The 20,184-nt window shown below is 41.7% G+C and carries 18 protein-coding genes; 9 read left to right on the top strand and 9 right to left on the bottom strand.

Going from position 1 to position 20,184, the window contains the following annotated elements; translation table 11 throughout:
• Positions 1-22: 22 nt before the first annotated feature.
• Positions 23-715, top strand: a complete 693-nt coding sequence (locus I8748_RS04840) for a class I SAM-dependent methyltransferase (protein WP_198123527.1) — start codon at positions 23-25, stop codon at positions 713-715.
• Between the two features lie 39 nt (positions 716-754).
• Here the strand turns inward: I8748_RS04840 and I8748_RS04835 are convergent, their stop codons facing one another.
• From I8748_RS04835 to I8748_RS04820, 4 genes are all read right to left on the bottom strand, one after another.
• Positions 755-1,438, bottom strand: a complete 684-nt coding sequence (locus tag I8748_RS04835) for an acetoacetate decarboxylase family protein (RefSeq protein WP_198123526.1) — start codon at positions 1,436-1,438, stop codon at positions 755-757.
• 204 nt (positions 1,439-1,642) lie between these two features.
• Positions 1,643-1,834 carry a hypothetical protein gene (locus I8748_RS04830; RefSeq protein WP_198123525.1) on the bottom strand — a complete coding sequence of 64 codons (192 nt, stop codon included), beginning with the start codon at positions 1,832-1,834 and terminating at the stop codon, positions 1,643-1,645.
• 420 nt (positions 1,835-2,254) lie between these two features.
• Complete coding sequence (locus tag I8748_RS04825) at positions 2,255-2,821, bottom strand: single-stranded DNA-binding protein (protein WP_198123524.1); 567 nt, start codon at positions 2,819-2,821, stop codon at positions 2,255-2,257.
• 408 nt (positions 2,822-3,229) lie between these two features.
• A complete protein-coding gene (locus tag I8748_RS04820) occupies positions 3,230-4,486 on the bottom strand; it encodes an FAD-dependent oxidoreductase (protein ID WP_198123523.1) in 1,257 nt (418 codons plus the stop codon).
• A gap of 209 nt (positions 4,487-4,695) precedes the next feature.
• Here I8748_RS04820 and I8748_RS04815 point away from each other — a divergent pair, with 209 nt between their 5' ends.
• Positions 4,696-6,030 carry an ABC transporter ATP-binding protein gene (locus I8748_RS04815; RefSeq protein WP_198123522.1) on the top strand — a complete coding sequence of 445 codons (1,335 nt, stop codon included), beginning with the start codon at positions 4,696-4,698 and terminating at the stop codon, positions 6,028-6,030.
• 131 nt (positions 6,031-6,161) lie between these two features.
• On the opposite strand, the gene I8748_RS04810 is transcribed toward I8748_RS04815, so the two are convergent.
• A complete protein-coding gene (locus tag I8748_RS04810; protein WP_198123521.1) occupies positions 6,162-6,482 on the bottom strand; it encodes a type III secretion system chaperone family protein in 321 nt (106 codons plus the stop codon).
• A 377-nt stretch (positions 6,483-6,859) separates the two neighbouring features.
• Between I8748_RS04810 and I8748_RS04805 the strand changes: the two genes are divergently transcribed.
• On the top strand, positions 6,860-7,537 hold the full coding sequence (locus I8748_RS04805) for a class I SAM-dependent methyltransferase (protein WP_198123520.1): 678 nt from the start codon (positions 6,860-6,862) through the stop codon (positions 7,535-7,537).
• A 150-nt stretch (positions 7,538-7,687) separates the two neighbouring features.
• Here I8748_RS04805 and I8748_RS04800 read toward each other — a convergent pair whose 3' ends face one another.
• Both I8748_RS04800 and I8748_RS04795 read right to left on the bottom strand, forming a co-directional pair.
• Entirely contained in the window at positions 7,688-8,665 is a 978-nt protein-coding gene (locus I8748_RS04800) for a phosphatase PAP2 family protein (protein ID WP_198123519.1), read from the bottom strand.
• 173 nt (positions 8,666-8,838) lie between these two features.
• Positions 8,839-9,120: a DUF7219 family protein gene (locus I8748_RS04795; RefSeq protein WP_198123518.1), complete on the bottom strand. Its 282-nt coding sequence runs from the start codon at positions 9,118-9,120 to the stop codon at positions 8,839-8,841.
• Between the two features lie 931 nt (positions 9,121-10,051).
• Here I8748_RS04795 and I8748_RS04790 point away from each other — a divergent pair.
• The 4 genes from I8748_RS04790 to I8748_RS04775 all read left to right on the top strand — a co-directional run bounded on the left by I8748_RS04790 (position 10,052) and on the right by I8748_RS04775 (position 16,459).
• Positions 10,052-10,987, top strand: coding sequence for an alpha/beta fold hydrolase (locus I8748_RS04790; RefSeq protein ID WP_198123517.1), 936 nt, complete (start codon positions 10,052-10,054; stop codon positions 10,985-10,987).
• Positions 10,988-11,354: 367 nt separating this feature from the next.
• Complete coding sequence (hflX, locus tag I8748_RS04785; RefSeq protein ID WP_198123561.1) at positions 11,355-13,100, top strand: GTPase HflX; 1,746 nt, start codon at positions 11,355-11,357, stop codon at positions 13,098-13,100.
• Between the two features lie 471 nt (positions 13,101-13,571).
• A complete protein-coding gene (locus tag I8748_RS04780; RefSeq protein WP_198123516.1) occupies positions 13,572-14,456 on the top strand; it encodes a 2OG-Fe(II) oxygenase in 885 nt (294 codons plus the stop codon).
• An 896-nt stretch (positions 14,457-15,352) separates the two neighbouring features.
• Positions 15,353-16,459, top strand: coding sequence for an XDD4 family exosortase-dependent surface protein (locus I8748_RS04775; protein WP_198123515.1), 1,107 nt, complete (start codon positions 15,353-15,355; stop codon positions 16,457-16,459).
• Positions 16,460-16,485: 26 nt separating this feature from the next.
• On the opposite strand, the gene I8748_RS04770 is transcribed toward I8748_RS04775, so the two are convergent.
• Positions 16,486-16,746, bottom strand: coding sequence for a transposase (locus tag I8748_RS04770; RefSeq protein WP_225896312.1), 261 nt, complete (start codon positions 16,744-16,746; stop codon positions 16,486-16,488).
• 57 nt (positions 16,747-16,803) lie between these two features.
• Here I8748_RS04770 and grxC point away from each other — a divergent pair, with 57 nt between their 5' ends.
• Together grxC and gshB are read left to right on the top strand one after the other, a co-directional pair.
• Complete coding sequence (grxC, locus tag I8748_RS04765) at positions 16,804-17,076, top strand: glutaredoxin 3 (RefSeq protein ID WP_198123514.1); 273 nt, start codon at positions 16,804-16,806, stop codon at positions 17,074-17,076.
• 370 nt (positions 17,077-17,446) lie between these two features.
• Positions 17,447-18,427 carry a glutathione synthase gene (gene gshB, locus I8748_RS04760; RefSeq protein ID WP_198123513.1) on the top strand — a complete coding sequence of 327 codons (981 nt, stop codon included), beginning with the start codon at positions 17,447-17,449 and terminating at the stop codon, positions 18,425-18,427.
• Positions 18,428-18,884: 457 nt separating this feature from the next.
• On the opposite strand, the gene ftsZ is transcribed toward gshB, so the two are convergent.
• A complete protein-coding gene (ftsZ, locus tag I8748_RS04755) occupies positions 18,885-20,177 on the bottom strand; it encodes a cell division protein FtsZ (RefSeq protein ID WP_198123512.1) in 1,293 nt (430 codons plus the stop codon).
• Between the last annotated feature and the right edge of the window lie 7 nt (positions 20,178-20,184).

The raw sequence follows: 20,184 nt of genomic DNA, 5'->3' as shown, positions 1-20,184 counted from the left end.
ATTCTTATCCTGTGGTTATACAATGTCAAATTTCTCCGATGAACTCATACATATCTGGTTGGAAGATGGACAAGGTATAAGTAAACACTATTCTGAACTTGCCTTAAAGGAGGGGCTAACCTCAGCTAAAAGCATTGGTGAAAGAGATGATCAAAGAGATTTTAAAGTTTTCGATAAGCTTTTTGAAAGCGTTGTAATTCAACCAGATTGCTCAATATTAGATATAGGTTGTGGCAAAGGGGAAGTTATTGATTATTTGTCGTTGCGTTTACCAGATATTAATAATTTTAATTATTTGGGAATAGATATTGTCCCTGCTTTTGTCACAGAGGCAAAGCATAAATTCCCTTTAAAAGAGTTTCAACTAAACAACTTTATTAGTCCTGATTTTTCCCCAGAAAATAAATTTGATATTGTGTTGGCTTTAGGAGTTTTAGTAACTAGAGTACGTGAATATGACCTATTTTTTGAGTATTTTGTGAGAAAAATGCTCAAGTGTGCTAAAAAGTATGTTCTTTTTAATATCATTTCCTATATTGATTCAACTTCTCCTAATTACTCACAACCGAATGGAGTTGCACACTCCACAGTTTTGAATCCTGATATTTTGTACTTATTGATGGATAGCGTTGACTGTTACGCTTGGAAAGCGGAACCTTATAAGATTTTTCCAGATGCAACCGACCTTTTTGTACACATTCAGTTAGATCCTTAAGGAAGGAGTCAGTAGGAAGTATCAAAACGAGAAATGATATTAAATTGCTAATACCTCTTCTCCACCGGGATAGCAAAATGAGGCGCGAGGTGCATAGAAGCCCCAGAGGATTTGTAGTGGTGTCTTTGGACGTAAGGCGTAGACTGAGTGGCTTGGTTCCAGGAATTCAACAGAGAGGATTTCCCAAGGAGTAACCATCTCAGAGATAAAAGGATAAATTCCACTCACAAATGTGTTATTTAATTTGGTGATATATCGTAGTTGACCACGGGACACGCCGCCAATAGTACTGCCCACCCTAGCAGTAGTCCGAATAATAGGGATACCATCAGACTCGGTGGTAGCAACCAAGCGATCGCCATCGAGAGTAATAGTTGTCTGTCCTGGTGTTGCAGGTACACCGTGTTCTTCAGCGTAAGCACGGACGGAGGGACTAGAATTAAAATAATGTGTCCACCATCGACCCGGAATTGCACCATCGGGAGTATCTAATCCTTGGAGATCGGCACCGATGTATGTGAGTGAATATGCACCGAAACCCGATGTCTGTTCTTCAGTATCGACTACATACTGATTCATAAATACAGCACCATTATTAGCTGGCTCCAGAGCATTTGGAACAAGTGCTTTTACGGCATCAGGATCTGCCGGTATCCAGCCATAGTACAACATCCGGCTATTAATAATTAGTTGTCCAGGGACAAGCTTTTGCTGTGGACTCATAAACTTTTATCATTAAGTGGGAAGTCGCTGAAGTAGTTAAAAATTTAGCACAAATTCAGTCATCATTTGAGCTAATTAGTAGCCGATCAACTTCCCAACAATTTTTTAACATTAGCTGATTGTAACATTATTTACGTATGTACTTTAAACTTGACTGTATTTGATGAATTAGTACTCTGAATCAAAATTTTAATGCTAATTCAATTAGTGATAAACTATACTAATACCCAAAGCTACAATCAACGGAATCAAAATTGGAATTGCAACTATAAGTCCCCATTTGCCAAACTTAATTTCTTCTCCTTCAGATTTTAAGAATGCAATCCAACCTACAACTCCCATTAAAATCCAGATACATCCAAAGACAAGAAATATAACAAAAACTGAGTCTTCCATTGCCGTTAAAGACCTCTGCTGAATATAAACAGGACTGACGCAAAAGTATGATTGTCCAAGAGTGACCCCGATATTGAAATACAATTCGTCTCCAAAGCTTCAAGTTAAATAGAAACTCTTTACCTAATACGTTTGCTTCTAATTTTCCGCAAAATATTTCGCAGTTCTTCAGGGCTTACCATCTCAATGGGTGCTTTTACTAGAACAATACCCATTGAATTGGTGTATATTCCTGAGAACTCAAAGCCACATTTTTCTTATAGAGATACTTCTTGATTCATATTTATCCCAACTCTTAGGACTTATACAAGAAATAGCCAAAACCCTGATTTTAGCGTAGCGACAATACCCTGCGGGAAGCCGCTAGGAGTCTACAAAAATTGCCGCTACAGGGTTTGGTCTGCAAAACAGCGTTGACCCTTAGAAAGGAATATCATCAGGATCTGCTTCTGACTCTGCAACTGATGAATAGTTGGTCAGTTCAAAACTGCTTGGTTGAGAGATGGGTTCAGTTGTTTGGGGAACGACACCAACAGTAGTTTTAGCTGGGGTAGCTGCTGGACGAGGTGAATCATAACTGCTATCACTCGCAGATGATGCCACACCAGAGGAAACTGCACCAGATGATTGCCGCGCAGGAGTTTCTGCAACTGATGTATTTCTGGATGAAGTAGTATTAAAATCACCTGCTAAAGATTGAATTTGTTGCACTGTCAATTCAGCACGTTTTTCTTTAAAACCTTCTTTACGTTCAACAGTATGCATACCCAAGCGACCTACTAAAATCACGCGATCGCCTTGATGGTAGTTTTGCTGAATTTCTGTTGCTAAATTTCCCCAACCTACAACTTTCAATGTGGCTGGTTGATCATCTTGCTTTTGGGAATTGGGAAACTGCACAAGCATTTCCGTAAATGCCAAGTTATCCGGTGTATAGCGTAGTTGCGGTTCTTGAACTATTTGGGCCATTAAAACGCAGCTGTTCATTAAATCCTCCTGATTGGAAAAAGTGCTAATTACAAAAGGGGGTTTTTATATGTGGCGCCAATCAATACCTAAAGTATGTGCAATTTTTGCATTTTTTAATATTGCCTGAATCCATTTCCTACAAGCACTTGCGGTTTTGAGTTATTTCTAGCATAAAAGTCAAGCGATCGCTTTGAGATACATTCAATATGCCACTCATCACTTTCGCCTGACTGGTACGAGCATTGAATTCTGCATGATGAATAGTATAATTGTACCATCAAAAGGCTGCTAAGACTAAAAGAATAATTACGCAAGTGTCATATATAGCAGTCGAAGCATAGTTGAAGACAGTGCTGATTGCTCAAAGCTTTAAAATAACTTGGTTTTTACTCAGCACTCAGCACTTTGCTATAAGTCCTGTAAAACTTACACTTGTACATGTACAGGAAATACACCCAAGGCAATTAACCGTGCTGGGAGGTCGCGCAAAATGGGCAACTTCAACAGAACAGGTGGTTGAAAGGTACGATTTGAGGTAAGAATTGGGGCGAATACCTGCTTTTGAATAAAAGTCTGAAATGCCTGAATAATCCGTGTGGGTAACTCACGTTGACGTTGTACTTTCGCAAGGTCACTAAGTTCTATATATTGTTTTTTTAGCGGTTTAGTCAGTACATTTGCAGCCACGACAGCATCTTGAATCGCGTAGTTAATGCCAACTCCACCCACAGGAGACATGACATGAGCAGCATCACCAATGAGTAGTAATCCCGGACGATACCAACGCTTGACGCGGCTGGACTCCACGGAGAGAAAAGCGACCTGTGACCAATCGTGCAAGTGTGGGATACGATCGCTCAATTCTGGCACAACTTCCACCACAGATTTTTTTAATTCTTCCAATCCCGCAGATCGCAATTTTTGATACCCTCCCTTGGGGATGACGTAGGCAAGTTGCCATTCGTCCCCACGGTCAAGCATAGCCACGATATGACCAGGAGCGAAACGCCCCATCCCTCCTTCAGGGTCTTCTGGCTTTTTAGGTAGGCGGAACCAAAGAATATCCATTGGTGGTGAGGTTTCAATTGACTCAAAGCCACCGAGTTGTCTTAAACGTGAATGGCGACCGTCTGCACCAACTGTAATTATGGCTCTGACTTCGTGCCAGCTACCCCCACCTCGATAGCGGACACCTTGAATTACCCCATTTTCTGTAATTAATTCCTGTACATTTGCACCCGTCAACAGCTGAAAATTGGGATATTTTTGTGCTTCTTGGGTGATGAACTCCAAAAACCTCACCTGGGGAAGCATTGTGATATAAGGGTATCGAGTTTTCAAATGACTAAAATCTGCTAGCGTGACCGTATTTTGAGGAGTTTTAACGTTAATACGACGCATTTTGGCATGGGGCAATTGTAGCAAGCGATCGCTTAAGCCTAATTCCTCCATAATTTCCATCACCGATGGATGAATTGTATCTCCCCGAAAGTCACGATCAAAATCTTTATGTGCTTCTAACAGCTTGACGCGAATACCTTGACGCGCTAACAAAAGAGCTAACACAGCCCCAGCAGGGCCACCACCCACAATGCAACAATCTGTTGTTTGTACGTCTACAATCTCATGAGCAGGGTTAACACTGGGGTCTTGGGAAGGATTTTCATTTACATAGGTAGTCATCACAGTACCTATTGACAGTCCTACAATACAGGGTAGTTTGCTTTTTATGGTTTAAGCTGTTTTTTTGACTTTTCGTATTGACATCGAACGTGTATTATGGGCGCTAAACTGTCCCTAGTCATTTGTCAGTTGTTAGTTGTTTTTATTATTCGCTACTGACCACTGACCACTGACTACTAACCACTGACCACTGACAATCATTAACACCCGTGGCCCAAGTTATTTTAGAAAACGTTTATAAAAGTTTTCCCCCACGTAGAGGGGAAGTTGTTGCTTCACAACCCCAAACTCCACTTGAATCTGGCAACAAAAATGATACAGCGCAAGAGCGTGCAGGAAGTGTTAATGTCTTGCGACGGATTAACCTAACCATCCCAGATGGGGAGTTTATGGTGCTGGTGGGGCCTTCTGGTTGCGGTAAAAGCACCCTTTTACGGTTAATCGCTGGTTTAGAGGTGATGACTGGAGGCAATATTTGGGTGGGCGATCGCTTGATTAATGACCTCCCACCCAAAGAACGCGATATTGCAATGGTGTTTCAAAATTACGCCCTCTATCCACACATGACGGTGTATGACAATATCGCCTTTGGACTACGCCGCAGAGAGAAAGCAGGGGGAGCAGGGGAAGCAGGGGGAGCAGGGGGAGAAATTACTTCCTCATCTCCCCATCTTCCCATTTGGGCAGAAAATCTATTAATGGGAGCCACAAGGATACTACCAAAGGGACTCCGTTATATTTCTGACAAAGAACGGCAAATCAATGAGCAGGTACGTAGTGTTGCTCAACTGTTGCAAATTGAAGGTTTGCTGAATCGCTTACCCAAACAGCTTTCTGGAGGACAAAGGCAACGCGTTGCCCTCGGACGAGCGATCGCCCGCAATCCCCAAGTATTTTTAATGGATGAACCGCTTTCTAATTTAGATGCCAAGCTGCGTGCTGAAACCCGCAGCCAAATTGTCAAATTGCAACGCCAACTAGGAACAACAACAATTTACGTCACCCACGACCAAACAGAAGCAATGACAATGGGCGATCGCATCGCCATTATGTCTGAGGGTAAAATTCAGCAAGTTGCTTCTCCATTAGAAATTTACAACCGCCCAGCCAACCGCTTTGTTGCAGAATTCATTGGTTCACCACCAATGAATTTTATTCGTGTGGAATTTCACGCCCCGTTGTTAATTACCAATTCCCAGTTCCGTCTCACGCTCCCAGAAATCTGGGAAACTGCCTTGCAAAAATATGATGGGCAAACCCTAATTTTAGGTATTCGTCCAGAACATTTGAGTATAAGTGTACCTGCTACCAAAAATCTGCCAGTACAAGTAGACTTGGTAGAGAACCTCGGTCACGATTCTTTTGTTGCAGTCAGACTTGGCGATCAAGGCTCTCAAATTACCGATAAAGGAAATTACTTACAATTACGAGTGCCACCAGACCGATTAGTTCGGTCTGGTGAGCAAATATGGTTATCATTGACTCCAGATAAAATTCACTTTTTTGACCCTGAAACCGAGTTAGCTATATTTCCGAAGCAATAACTCTTTAACTAACATTTATTCTTGCGTAGCTAGCTTGAAAATAGGTACTGGGGACTGGGGAACTCGGGCCCCCCACGACCGAAAGGAGTGGGGATTAGGGGCACAGGGGGGATGAGGGAGAAAACAATTAATCACCCATTCCCAATTCCCCATTCCCAATTCCCCATTCCCAATTCCCCATTCACAATTTCCTTTTTCATCAAGTTTTTTGTTGCACCATAAGGTACTCTCAGCTTGGCATAAACGCCACTCAGTTGAACACGTTCGGGTGGTTGGTGTAAAGCTGCACAGCATCTTTGTACTGCCGCTTGGTACTCTCGCCATTGCTTACGGATTGCTATACTAACAGCATCATTACCTAAGTCTTCAAATTTTAACCCAGCCCTACTGAGCCAGGATTCCACATCAGTTGTTTCACCAATTGGTTCTGGTATAAAATTTATATTTTGCATAAAGTTTTTCCATCTTTTTTAAGTGGAAACTAACTAAAAACTGTTTCCGTTTGCTTATAAATACCATGAATGAAAGTTGTAAGTGTATTCAACAATAATTAATTTAACTTTAACCCTACATAGTAATAACAGCCAACATGATTTATTCTCAAAATCATAAATAAAAATGATGAAAAAATTATCCGACAGGCAGAAGGATTTTTCGGAGCGATCGCGCTATAATAAGGTGTTTGCAGTATTGCAATTCGCTCCAACTTCCAAGTATGATCTGGGCTTGCGCCTAAACCTCTTTTATTGACTAATGTATATTTTTGTTCTGCGATCGCTTATGTTTGTAGCGTCAAGGAAAAGATTTTTTGCTACTTACGGCTGATTGTATGGACGAAAATGAAAAACTAATCCTTAATTCATGGGACATCAATGCCAAGTTATGGACACGCACAATTCGTGACAAGCAAATAGAAAGCCGTGCGATCGTTACTGATGCGGCTATCATCAATACTGCACTCCAGTTGAAACCGCAAACATTCTTAGATATTGGATGTGGTGAAGGATGGTTATGTCGTGAACTTTTCTCTCAAGGAATTGATGGGTGGGGAGTTGATGTTTGTGCCGATCTGATTGCAGCAGCTAAGTATAGCGGTGATTCTCGTTTTCTTGTTTGTTCTTACTCTGATCTGCAGTGGCAGAAGTTCGCAAATATTCGCCATTTTTCTTGCCTGATTTGTAATTTTTCAATTCTCGGACAATCTGCTCTTTCTGAGATTGCCGAAGCTGGTTTGAACTTATTAGAAAATCGCGGTTACCTTATCGTCCAAACTCTTCACCCTCTCATCGCCTGCGGTGAATCTCCTTATGAAGATGGTTGGAGAGAAACTTCATGGCAAGGAATCGCAGATGAGGTGTTTCACCCTGCTCCTTGGTATTTCAGAACCGTCGAATCATGGATTAAAGAGTTCCATGCTTGGAATTATCGATTACTAAATTTACAAGAACCGTGTCATCCCAGAACGAAAAAGCCTATCTCAATCATTTTTGTCTTTCAGCGACAGTAATACCATTTCCTTGTGAGGCTGCGCCAAACTCTTTTCTTCATTCTTTGTGTCCTTTGCGTTCTTTGCGGTTCGTTATAAATACAAATGACTAATGACTAATGACAAAGAACCACTATATAAAGTGATTGTGCAAATGAAATGTGTTTTAGTTTAAATCAAAGAAAAATTTCCACCAGACAAACGATATTTTGGTTTTAGTTCCAAATAAATAATACAGGCAATCAACCACACTAAACCTATGGCATAGCCAGCTAAGACATCAGTAGGCCAGTGTACGCCTAGATAAAGGCGACTAAAACCTATGGCAAGAATTAAGGCAATGGTCAAAGCTGAAATCTGTTTTTCCCATTGAGGAAATTCTTTAGCCAAAATATAGCCGATGAAACCGTAAATTACCATTGACACCATTGCGTGACCACTGGGAAAGCTATGGAAACCCACATTAGTCAGACGATCCCATAATGCTGGGCGTGCCCTACCAAATAACAATTTCAGTAAATAATTTAAGCTTACTGCACTGGCTGTGGCGATCGCTAATTTAGTTGTTTCTTTCCGACGCTGATAAAGCAAAACTATTTCTACCCACAAACAAATCGACACCAAAGCCAGTGGTTCACCCAAAAAAGTTATACCCAGCATAATGCTATCCAAAAGTGGTGTGTGCAGCTTTTGAATTGCTAGCAAAATAGCTGTGTCCAGTCCATACCTGTGTAGCAGCAAGCTACCCCAAGCACAAGTAGAAACAACCCATGCTACTGGAATCAGTTGATTGTTCACTAGGTTTAATTGTTTTTGTGCAAGTGCTTGAGCTAATTTTTTGGTTTTTTCTTGCCCTATATAGAGATTAGTTTGATACCTTGTATAATCTAAGACAATGTTCTGGAGAAGCAAAGCGATCGCATTCGCACTAAAATCTGGATGGAAAATCACAAGAACATTTCCTGTCAAAGGATTAGCACGAAATTGCGTGACTATTTCCTCCTGTGACAATCTCAATTCCAAGTATCTTTTGCAAGCTTGCGAATGATACAGTCCACTTATCTTATATCTAGCTCTTCCTTTAACGGCAGTATGTACCGCTCTAATTAAAGGATTTTCATGAGAGAGATTATTAAAATAAGTGTTCATCTTGCTACTTAACCAATTTTTGTGCTAGCAGTTTGGGAGTATTTGACCAAAGGCTGTAAAAATCTCCTCGTCTAAGCTAGCAAATCCCCGCTTTCATTGAGGGTATACATATATTGCTCTGGATAAGAACCAAACCCAACATCAATTTCTGCTTGAAGTTAGGTTTGACTCTCTCAAGGCAACGCAGGTGGTTCATCATCTATTTTTGCTTCTTGATTACCTATTCTTAGTTGGTTTTTGCTGTGCTTTAACTTTTTCCATAGTGACTTAATTTGCTTATAAGCCTCTTCGGGAGTCAGTTTTCCAGATGTTTCTAGATTAGAGATATAACCTACTTTTTGAGCAAATTCTTGAAGATTTGCATTAAATATTAAATTTTCTGGTCTAACCTGACCATAGTAGCGACTGCGGGGGTAAAGAAAGTTATTTTTATCTTCCTGATTAGATTTTTCCATTAGTCAAGCAAGTTCAACACTACCGTGATATTTCTTACAAGATATTACTTTTATGCGTTGTAATACATTTAAATACAGTAAATTTCTGCCAAATTGGCATGAAATATTTGGCGCTATTGTTAAAATGACCGCTCACTCCGAACCAACCCTGTTGCAATCATTTGTAACACTATTCGTCAAAGAAGAGAGCGCTACTATTTGTGATCGCAGTCACATACCCACATAGACAACAAATTAAACTAAAAGCGATCGCCCGTGGCTTCCTGAATTCAAAAGTTAAACCCAAACATTAAATTAACTAATATAATAACCCCACAGCCATAAAAAAGGCTTTAACAGTATTAATTCAGCAAACATCCATCATTAGACAGAGTTTGCACTGTAACCACAGTGATTTCCAAAGTTGTACCCTGAAATGCTGCTGTCGGTGTACTCAATTTGTACTGCATACATCAGCTACCTTTTTGCAGATTCAGCAAGTTTGATAGTTGGTTGCCAATTTATCTTTGTCTAAGCTAATCGGCATTAAAATTACAAAATTGCTACTATGACCTTGTTTTTTATCTGACTATGCTACTTAATCAACAACTCACACTGACCCAATAGCTATTCTAGTAAAGCCTCGAATTCATCTACCTATTGGAATAGGTTTCTGAGAAAGTAATCTATTTATTAAAATTATGAATACAAAGTAATTATATGATGTTATAGTTTCAGCTATAAACAGGTAAGAATTAGTATTTTTCTATCATCAATTCCCATTCAATACTTAAAATTATACGTATTTTTTACTAAAAAATATAAAAATATATTTGTGATATTAATTATTGACTATAATGTCTTTTTATATGCATTAATCTTGCCAAGATGGCATTACTTAAGGAATAAAAAGCTGCTATAAAATTGCAAGATTATACTTCTGGATACTACAATGAAAGATTGGTGGAAAGCCACTTTTCCTAAAGGTCGGCAGAGTTTGATTATTCCTGATGCTCAAGGGTATCCTGTAGAAATAGCTTATGGTGAAAAAGGTAGAGGTAAACCATTATTTTTATTACATGGTATGGGTTGCTGGAGCTACAGTTGGCGTCATAGTATAGCATTATTATCTAAGTATTTTCGGGTGATCTGCTTTGATGCCAAATGTACTGGTTTTTCGGAGAAACCATTATCTCGTAGAGAATACCAAGGTCACCAAGTTCTGGAGTATCAAAGAGTTATTCAGGCATTATGTGATGAACCAGCAGTGATCATAGGGGAATCTTTAGGAGGATTAGTTGCACTTGCCCTTGCTCAAAACAACCCTGATTTAATCAAGCAGTTAGTAGTAATAAATGTACCTATCTTTTCTGAACGTCTACCTCATTGGGCTATGTCTTTGTTTGCTGAAATACCCTTGCAAATTATACAAACAATAGACTCTTGGCGTTTGGCATATCTGTTTGCACCTTTTATAAGAGCAATTATGACATTAGAATGGCGAACATTACTGTTTGATCCATCAATACTAACAGAGGAAGATATCTATTGGTTAACTTATCCGTTGATTGAAATACCTGGTACTATTACTAAAAGTACTGAAGAATTACAGATAGCAGTCAGAGAATTTGAGTCTTTGAAAGCGAATAAGCCAAATATGCTCACTAAAATTCAAAATAATCTCAGTGCTATTAAGTGTTCTACACTAATTTTATGGGGTGAGCAAGATAGTTGGTTTCCAGTGAGTCATGGTAAAAAATTACATCAATATATTCCAAATTCTAAATTTCAAATCTTACCTAACTGCTGTCATGATGCTTCAACAGGTTCTTTTAAAGTGTTGAATACAGCCATTCTTAATTTTTTAAAAAATTCAATTTTTTGTTAAGCTCATCCCACCCCTAAAAGGGAGTTGGATGAGAGCGGGCATTGGGCATTGGTGGCTTTTCCCATGCCCCATGCCTCAAGTCGGCGGGCGGCGGTTCATCCCACCCCTTGAAGGAGTGGGCTTTCCCGCCGACTTTTGGTAAATTTACAGTTGTATTTCTTATCGGAATATATTCAAGAATAAAGTTTCTGCCTCACCAAGATGGGACTGCTTCACCTCCTACCTCAAAACCTGTAGCTTTTGTACTTCTGTCAACGAAAATTGCTGTATGACCTCATAACGCCCAAAGTCAACACCCTACCCTAAAGCCTGTTGTAAAATAAACAATAGAAGGATTCGGGGGGCCATTTACTGGTCATAAACGCCTATAGAGACTATCTTCGGAAACTTGCAAGGTCTAAAGTCCAGCCAGCTGAAGCAACTACAGCGGCTGTACCACCAGCGCATACCAGGCGATCGCATCACCACGCCTGAGTTCTCCCAGCGTTTGGCAGCAATTAGTACAGAAATTAATCAACCTGTGTGTGCTTACCTCAACCGTCGCGGACAAGTCATCCGTGTAGGGGTAGGTACACCGCGTCAAACGCAAATCCCACCGCTGGAATTGCCCCGTTATGGTGCAGAACGTCTCAGCGGTATTCGTTGTATCGCTACCCATCTCAAATCAGAACCGCCGAATGAGGCGGCACTGACAGCTATGGCGTTGCAACGTTTAGATGCGCTGGTAGTCATAAATATTACCGGAACAGGATTTACACGTCGGGGAGGAGGCGCTGCGGGGTATGTCAAAGAAGCTTATTTAGCTCACCTGATACCCCAAGAAACTCGTGCCCTAATGACTAGTCCTGCTGGATTCAAGATTGAGGAAAGCCAAGTCCAATCTCCAAGTTGGACTATATCACCGCCTCTGAGCTTGGATATGCTGGCACAGCAGGATTTTATAGACTTGGTAGAAGGACTGGAAGAGGAATTCCGCCGGGAATTCGTCGCCCAGGAAGTAGATGCAGACCACGATCGCGTGCTAATTGTGGGAGTAATGACCGATGAAATGACTCTCCAAAGATTCCAAGACACCTTGGCAGAATTAGCACGGTTAGTAGATACAGCCGGTGGAGATGTATTACAGACAGTACAACAAAAGCGATCGCGGATTCATCCTCAAACTGTAGTCGGCGAAGGCAAGGTGCAAGAAGTTGCCCTGACAGCCCAAACCTTGGGAGCCAATCTCGTCGTCTTTGACCGCGACCTCTCACCCGCCCAAGTCCGCAACTTAGAAGCACAAATTGGTGTTCGAGTAGTTGACCGCACAGAAGTAATTTTAGATATCTTTGCCCAACGCGCTCAATCCCGTGCTGGTAAGTTGCAAGTAGAACTGGCACAGCTAGAATACATGCTGCCGCGACTAACTGGTAGAGGTCAAGCGATGTCCCGATTAGGGGGTGGTATTGGTACTCGCGGCCCTGGTGAAACCAAACTAGAAACTGAACGCCGTGCCATTGGGCGGCGTATTTCCCGACTGCAACAAGAAGTAAACCAATTACAAGCACATCGTTCGCGCTTAAGACAGCGACGACAACATCGGGAAGTTCCCTCAGTAGCTTTGGTTGGTTATACCAACGCCGGCAAGTCCACCTTGCTCAATGCCCTCACTAATGCTGAGGTTTACACAGCCGACCAGTTGTTTGCTACCCTTGACCCGACCACCCGCCGCTTGGCCATTCCCCATGCCGAGACTGGCGAAACCCAGGAAATTCTAGTTACAGATACAGTAGGGTTCATACATGAACTACCTGCATCGTTAATGGATGCCTTCCGCGCCACCTTGGAGGAAGTCACAGAAGCCGATGCCCTACTGCATTTAGTAGATTTGTCTCATCCTGCTTGGTTGAGCCATATTCGCTCAGTTAGGGAAATCCTCGCAGCAATGCCAGTCACTCCCGGCCCGGCGTTGGTTGCCTTTAACAAAATTGATCAAGTGGATAGTGAAACTCTGGCTTTAGCTCAGGAAGAGTTTCCTCTAGCAGTGTTTATTTCTGCAAGCCAGCGCTTGGGATTAGAAACCTTACGCCAGCGCCTTGCACAATTAGTGCAATATGCTGTTGACTCTCGGTAAATACTGAAAATAAATTGAATTTAAAGTAAAAAATGCCGTAGTTACATAAATTACGGCATTTTCTATTAACTTTAGTTGACCGTTGACAATCAACCAGGAGTTACGCACGGACTACGATTTTACGTCTGCAGCGAGCGTACTCCTTCGGAGAACCCGCTTTCAATGCGTTCGCCGTTGGGCGGAAGCCCTTCCCGCAGGGTAGGCGTTCCCGAAGGGTAGTAATCGCAAAAGCTTAGTTTTTCGTCACGAGTGCGTAAGTCCTATCAACTGTCAACAAGTTTATGTGGAATTTGCTGAATGACAATGTTGTAAAAGACGTGCTAGAACCATTGATGAATAGGCATTCTTATATGTAAAAGGGGCTGGGGATTAGGAATTGGGGATTGGTTAATCAAGACGAAAAATGATGAAATTTGCTCTAACCCCGACGAACATATTTTGGAATGTTTTCCCAGTACCCAGTACCACCATATGCAATTAGCTTCGCAGCAGTTTGAGTCTAAAGATGTCAAAGTCCAGCTTCTTTTAACTGGAGGACATCAATACACAGTTTATTTAAAATCGGATGCACCTGTACTGCATAGTCTGTTAACAACAATCGTAGCTCGTGCCTATAAACAAGAATCTGCCTTACACACTTTATTTCAAATTCCTATAGATGCAGGTCATTCTGCTTTGTCTTTTTCTAGTGATAACCTCGTTGGTGTTGTGACAGAGCCTCCTATTTGGGTAGAGCAAATAGAGGATGAGAAACAACCATTACCTAGTATTTTAAATTCTAACTATATACAGATAGAGAATTTTTTAACTCCAGAAGAACACGAGCGATTAATCAAATATGTTCTTGACAAGAAGGCGAATTTTGTACCCACTAGCACTTCCTCTAAAGAAAAAGATTATCGTCGCTCAATGGTTCTCTACTCTTTTCCAGAATTCACTGAACTGATTGTCAAGCGCATTCAGGAAATAATTCCTGATGTAATTAGCAAATTAGGTTTACCATCATTTGCTATATCTCAGATTGAAAGCCAACTGACAGCACATAATCATGGAAACTATTACAAAATCCATAATGATAACGGCAGTCCAGAAACGGCTACAAGAGAACTCACCTATGTTTATTACTTTTATCGAGAACCAAAATCATTTTCTGGCGGTGAATTACTAATTTATGACAGTAAGATTGAAAATAATTTTTATGTAAGTGCAGAGTCTTTTCAAACAGTCGAGCCACGCAACAACAGTATTGTATTTTTCATCAGCCGATATATGCACGAAGTTAAGCCTGTGATTTGTCCATCTAAAGCTTTTGCCGATAGCCGTTTCACTATCAACGGCTGGGTACGTCGAGCATAATTTTAAGTATAAATGCTGTAATTGATTATTTTGAATTTTCTCAAAGGTCAGGCGATCGCCTGACTTCTACAGCTAATTAGCATACCAAGAAGCAATTCATGAATTGCTTCTATAACTCAACCGTACCTTACTCGGATGAAAACCATTATAGTATTCTTTAACTATCAGGACTTACGCAGCAAGATTATTGGTTGAGGTCGGGAATAGGGCATTGGGCATTGGGCATTGGGCATTGGGGATTTTTTCTGCTCCATGACGCCACATGCTCCACTTGGGCAAAGCCCAAGACCGCAGTGGCTCCCCCATGCCCAGCCCAAAGCCTTAATTTCTCGTTTACTATGCGTAAGTCCTAACTATAAATCACTTTCATAAAAATTTTATATTTGATAAACTTTATCCACTAGTATTAAGAACTTTTAGTATTGTTTTATAAAAGTATTTAGAGATTAGATGTTGATTCTAAATCAAAATATTTTTCGGGAATACTACTTAGATAAGACAATAAAGTAAAAATACTGAATAAATACAAAAATACATAAAAAATATTTGTTTTTATTGATAAATTAAAGTTCAGATGAAAATCTAGATAAACCATAGACTTGTAAGAAGTTATTGTGGCAGATTAGATTTACTCAACACTGATAACAAATCAGTTTCAGAGCTTGCAATAATATGCATCCCATTTTTCATTCCCTATTAATTAGAAATTGCAAATATACAAACTAAGTCGGCTGGTTGATATATCAAAAAATAGATACACTGCCGCAACAATCTGGCTTTGACAAAACAATTTATTCTCGAAGTTTGTATAGCATAAAATTCTGTTTCCAAGGGATGTTTGAAATTTGGATGCTGTTTTTTGATGCTCTCCATAAATACAAAGGAGTTTCAAATAAGTGTCTACTAATTCAAAAAAATTAATAGGTTATATAACCTGTGGTTTGTCATCGTTAGCTGTAGTTATGGCTGGGCAAATGTCTCAAGCAAATGCAGAATCTATGACTTTTGCAGGAACAGGAACCAATCCCGCATCTAATGGAACTACTAATGCTTTAGGAGCATCGGTCATCTTTGATGACAGCCTAAACCCTGGAAAATTAACAATTACCCTAAAAAATACAGGGCCAGGTGCCACAGCACCCTCTGATGTCCTGACAGCAGTCTTTTGGGACTATGGCGGATCTGCTCTCACAAACTTGTCGTTGTATTCTGCCACAGCTCCAACTACCGTTGGAGGCAATGCTGGTAGTAATATCAATCTAAAAGCGCTTGATGAATGGAAATTACCAAACACTGGCAATGGTACAGCTGACCTTCCTGGCATAACCCAAAACTATGGTATAGGTACTGCTGGATTAGGTATTTTTCAAGGCGGTGGTGGACAGCAATTTAATTACGGCATCATCAGTGGTTATGATGATCCAAACCCAGCAGTAACTAAGGGGACTTTTGTTAAAGACTATGCCACCTTTGTGTTATCTGGTCTACCCAGTGCTTTTGATATAACCAAGATTAGTAATATTCGCTTCCAGTTCGGAACCAATTTAAGCGAACCTAGCTTAGTGGGCGTACAACCAGCACCAGCACCCGCACCCGCGCCAGCACCCGCTCCAGCACCCGCTCCAGCACCCGCACCCGCGCCTGCTCCAGCACCCGCACCCGCTCCAGCACCCGCGCCAGCACCCGCGCCAGCACCCGCACCCGCGCCAGCGCCAGCACCCGCACCCGCGCCAGCGCCAGCACCCGCACCCGCGCCAGCACCCGCTCCAGCGCCAGCGCCAGCACCCGCGCCAGCACCTGCACCCGCGCCAGCGCCAGCACCCGCACCCGCGCCAGCACCTGCACCTGCACCAGCGCCCTCACCTACAACTTACCATCCGCCTACTCCGACACCGAAGCCGCAGGAAGTACCTGAGCCTGGCGCGATCGCAGCTTTGGGCTTGTTTGCAACAAGTGCTTTAAGAATTAAGAGGAAAAACAAACACAATAACTCACAAACTTAAACAATACTGTTGAGTTCTCATATTAGTTAGATTGGGTTCAGAAGTGGATAAACACGTCTAACCCAATTTTTTGCATCCTCACGGTAGTTATTAATTTTTCTGTGAACTCTAGCAACTTTCTTTCTAGCTTGAGTGCGGTTGTTAGAACCTTTCTGCTTTCTAGATGATTGCTGTTGTTTGAGTTTTAAATTGTTTTCGTGCTTGCTGAGTATTCGTGGATTGTCAAACTTAGATCTATCACTGGTAACAGCGAAGTGGGTTAACCACGCTCCCTTTGGGTGGAGCATAGGGCTTGTGTCGGTTTTAGCTAAAATTAAGAAGTATTAAATTAAATTGAGGACGTTATGGCTGCCAAAGTAGAAATTTACACTTGGAGGACTTGCCCATTTTGCATCCGTGCCAAAAATTTGCTGAACAAGAAGGGTATTGAATTTACAGAATACAGCATTGATGGAGATGAAGTTGCACGGGCTAAAATGGCTCAGAGGGCAAACGGAAGACGCTCATTGCCCCAAATTTTTATCAATGATTCCCATATTGGTGGTTGTGATGACATCCACGCTTTAGACAGTGAAGGCAAGTTGGATGAGTTACTAGCTTCCAGCCAGAGTGTGTAGATTGAGTTAGTATTCAGGTTGCACTTTCAGTGGAAAGCAGTGAGATTTGGGATTTGGGATTGAAATATTCAAAATCCGTCTTGAAAAGCTTTGATCGGAGGAAACCTCCGCTCAAACTTTTCGCAAAATCTCAAAATGGACAAAGCAACTAATTTCAACTCTGGAAAAATCCCAAATCTACAATCTTAAATTCTTCATCTCAGGCCCTGCCTACCCTGCGGAAACGCTGCGTTAACAGGTATGGGGTCAATCTAAAATTCCAAATCCAAAATTGATTAACAAGATGCTCTGCCTCTAGGCAAATTGCCTAAATCATCAGAGGATAATCTAAATTGAATAACCATTCAACTTGGTGATTGAGGCAAACAGCGTGAAACTGGCTTTTATTATTGATCCCATCCATCAGCTTGACCCATGTCATGATACCAGCGTTGCTCTGATGGAAGCAGCGCAAACCTTGGGACATGAAATTTGGGTGACTCAAGCAAATTGGCTGAGTGTAGTGGAAAGTAAGGCTTGGGCTATTGTACAGCAAGTAGAACTAGTACCAGTGCAGTTGGTGGAGGGACGCTGGATAGCGGCGAATCCCTGGTATAAGTTAAGCGATCGCTCCTTGATTCCCCTGGAAACAATGGATGCTGTATTCATGCGGACAGATCCACCAGTGGACGATGCTTATCTCTACGCTACCTACATTCTAGATTACATTGACCAAGACAAAACCCTGGTGATTAACAGTCCCAGCGGCATCCGAGGGGCAAATGAAAAAATGTATGCCCTCCAGTTTACCAAAGCAATTCCAGAAACGATTGTCAGTGCTGATAAGCAGTTTATCCGGCAATTTGTCGAAGCGAAGGGAGCAACAATTCTCAAACCACTGGGTAACAAAGCTGGGGAAGGAATTTTATTTTTACAATCAGGCGATCGCAACTTCAACTCCATTGTCGAACTCAGTACCCTCCAAGGTCGCATTCCAGTTATGGTGCAAACCTATTTACCAGAGGCAAAAGAGGGAGATAAGCGGATTATCCTCCTCAATGGTGAACCCATTGGCGCTCTCAATCGTCTTTCTAGTGGGAATGATTTTCGTAATAACATGGCGACAGGTGGCACAGTCGCTCAAACAGAAATTACCCCCAGAGAGTATGAAATCTGTGCCCAAGTGTCTGAAAAATTACGTCAAGACGGCTTAATTTTTGTTGGTATTGACGTGATCGGTGGCTACCTTACCGAAGTCAACGTCACTAGTCCTACTGGCATTCGCGAAATCGACCGTTTAAATGGTACTCGCCTTGGTGATCAGGTTATTAAATGGGTTGAACAAACTCTACAAACCAAAAACAGCAAATAATTTGCATTTAGCTGCTACTCTTCGTTGCTGATACAACCATTCTCATTTAACCTTGGGAGCGTTTATTTACCGTATTATTACGGTCTTGCTTGGTTATTTATTGCTATGGAACAAAAGACCGAGAGCATAAAAGGGCGATCGCACCTGTTAACTAAGTTTTTCCTCTTTGAGGCACAGGTGCTGATAACACTAAAGGAGGCCATGACCTAGGTCAAAACTCTTCGCCCCCGCTTTTTTGTTCCAAACACAAGTAGACATTTGAGTCTGCTGACTTCTCCCTAATTTTATTTGATATCTGAGTACCATTGACAACTATACTTGTCAATTGGCTACATCGGCAATGATCACGAAGTGCTTATTCCTGTCCCTTGCGAACCCTAGACATAGCAAATTTTATACAGCGCTCAGCCAAACCTGAGACTGCAAATTTCATCTAAAATTTCAAATTTAGAATCAATTAATTCCGTGGTTTATGCCGATTTCGCAGAAAATCAGGAATATCTAATCCAGATTTTTCTCTGGGTTCATTTATTGGTGGTTGGGGAGTAGGAGGAGTAACTGTTGGTGGCTGTGGCGTTGGTCGCTTTGTGGGAGTTACTACCCTGGTATTAACCACGGTTTGTTGTGGTGCTGATTGCACTTCACCTGTAAACCCAGTGGCAATTACAGTAATTCTCACCTCACCCTGTAGCCTGTCATCAATCACCGCTCCAAAAATAATATTAGCGTTGGGATCAACCACTTCATATATTGCTTCTGCGGCAGCATTCACTTCATGCAAAGTTAAATCGCTACCACCAGTAATATTAAAGACAACTCCTCTAGCTCCTTCAATAGAACATTCTAATAATGGTGAGGAAATAGCTGCGATCGCTGCTTCTCTGGCTCTTGATTTTCCTGAGCTTACACCTATCCCCATCAATGCCGATCCCGCATCGGCCATCACAGCCCGCACATCGGCAAAGTCAACGTTTACTAAACCTGGAATCGTGATGATATCTGAAATTCCTTGTACCCCTTGACGCAGTACATCATCTGCATAACGAAAAGCTTCTTGCACTGGTGTTTGCTCTGGGATCACTTCCAGCAGCTTGTTGTTAGGGATGATAATCAGTGTATCTACCCGACTTTTTAGCCCTTCAATACCTTGTTCTGCCTGACTAGTGCGGCGGCGTCCCTCAAACACAAATGGACGGGTGACTACGCCGACAGTCAAAGCCCCCATTTCTTTTGCAACTTCTGCGACGATTGGAGCTGCACCTGTTCCAGTACCACCTCCCATACCCGCAGTGATAAATACTAGGTCAGCACCTTCTAAAGCTGTAGCAATTTCGTCCCTTGATTCTTCTGCTGCCTTTTGACCAATAGCTGGATTACCACCTGCTCCTAAACCCCGCGTTAGCTTCTGTCCAATTTGCAACCGACTAGGAGCTCCTGCTAAAGTCAAAGCTTGGGCATCAGTATTAATTGACCAAAATTCGACTCCAGAGACATCAGACTCAATCATGCGGTTAACCGCATTTCCACCACCACCACCAACACCAATCACTTTGATGTTCGCAACCCGACCGGGAACAATCTCGCCAATGCGGCTATTTTCTGTAGAAATCTTCTTACTGTCGTGGTTTTGCCCAAAGTTCAGCCCAGAGTGATTAAAGGGATTGGTCGAGTTAACTGCCAGTGAAAATCCTGGCTGTCCCAGAGATTGGGAGTTTTTATAGGTCAGCTCTTGGTTATTATCAAGTGTCATTGGATTA

The sequence above is a fragment of the Amazonocrinis nigriterrae CENA67 genome (genome assembly GCF_016056305.1).
Classification (GTDB): domain Bacteria; phylum Cyanobacteriota; class Cyanobacteriia; order Cyanobacteriales; family Nostocaceae; genus Amazonocrinis; species Amazonocrinis nigriterrae.
This window is presented reverse-complemented; position numbering and strand designations above follow the sequence as displayed.

What these genes read in the sequence shown, in the direction of transcription:
- I8748_RS04840 (WP_198123527.1), top strand. Translation starts at nt 23, where the DNA reads ATGTCAAATTTCTCCGATGAACTCATACATATCTGGTTGGAAGATGGA.
- I8748_RS04835 (WP_198123526.1), bottom strand. Translation starts at nt 1,438, where the DNA reads ATGAGTCCACAGCAAAAGCTTGTCCCTGGACAACTAATTATTAATAGC.
- I8748_RS04830 (WP_198123525.1), bottom strand. Translation starts at nt 1,834, where the DNA reads ATGGAAGACTCAGTTTTTGTTATATTTCTTGTCTTTGGATGTATCTGG.
- I8748_RS04825 (WP_198123524.1), bottom strand. Translation starts at nt 2,821, where the DNA reads ATGAACAGCTGCGTTTTAATGGCCCAAATAGTTCAAGAACCGCAACTA.
- I8748_RS04820 (WP_198123523.1), bottom strand. Translation starts at nt 4,486, where the DNA reads ATGACTACCTATGTAAATGAAAATCCTTCCCAAGACCCCAGTGTTAAC.
- I8748_RS04810 (WP_198123521.1), bottom strand. Translation starts at nt 6,482, where the DNA reads ATGCAAAATATAAATTTTATACCAGAACCAATTGGTGAAACAACTGAT.
- I8748_RS04805 (WP_198123520.1), top strand. Translation starts at nt 6,860, where the DNA reads ATGGACGAAAATGAAAAACTAATCCTTAATTCATGGGACATCAATGCC.
- I8748_RS04800 (WP_198123519.1), bottom strand. Translation starts at nt 8,665, where the DNA reads ATGAACACTTATTTTAATAATCTCTCTCATGAAAATCCTTTAATTAGA.
- I8748_RS04795 (WP_198123518.1), bottom strand. Translation starts at nt 9,120, where the DNA reads ATGGAAAAATCTAATCAGGAAGATAAAAATAACTTTCTTTACCCCCGC.
- I8748_RS04790 (WP_198123517.1), top strand. Translation starts at nt 10,052, where the DNA reads ATGAAAGATTGGTGGAAAGCCACTTTTCCTAAAGGTCGGCAGAGTTTG.
- I8748_RS04780 (WP_198123516.1), top strand. Translation starts at nt 13,572, where the DNA reads ATGCAATTAGCTTCGCAGCAGTTTGAGTCTAAAGATGTCAAAGTCCAG.
- I8748_RS04770 (WP_225896312.1), bottom strand. Translation starts at nt 16,746, where the DNA reads ATGCTCCACCCAAAGGGAGCGTGGTTAACCCACTTCGCTGTTACCAGT.
- grxC (WP_198123514.1), top strand. Translation starts at nt 16,804, where the DNA reads ATGGCTGCCAAAGTAGAAATTTACACTTGGAGGACTTGCCCATTTTGC.
- ftsZ (WP_198123512.1), bottom strand. Translation starts at nt 20,177, where the DNA reads ATGACACTTGATAATAACCAAGAGCTGACCTATAAAAACTCCCAATCT.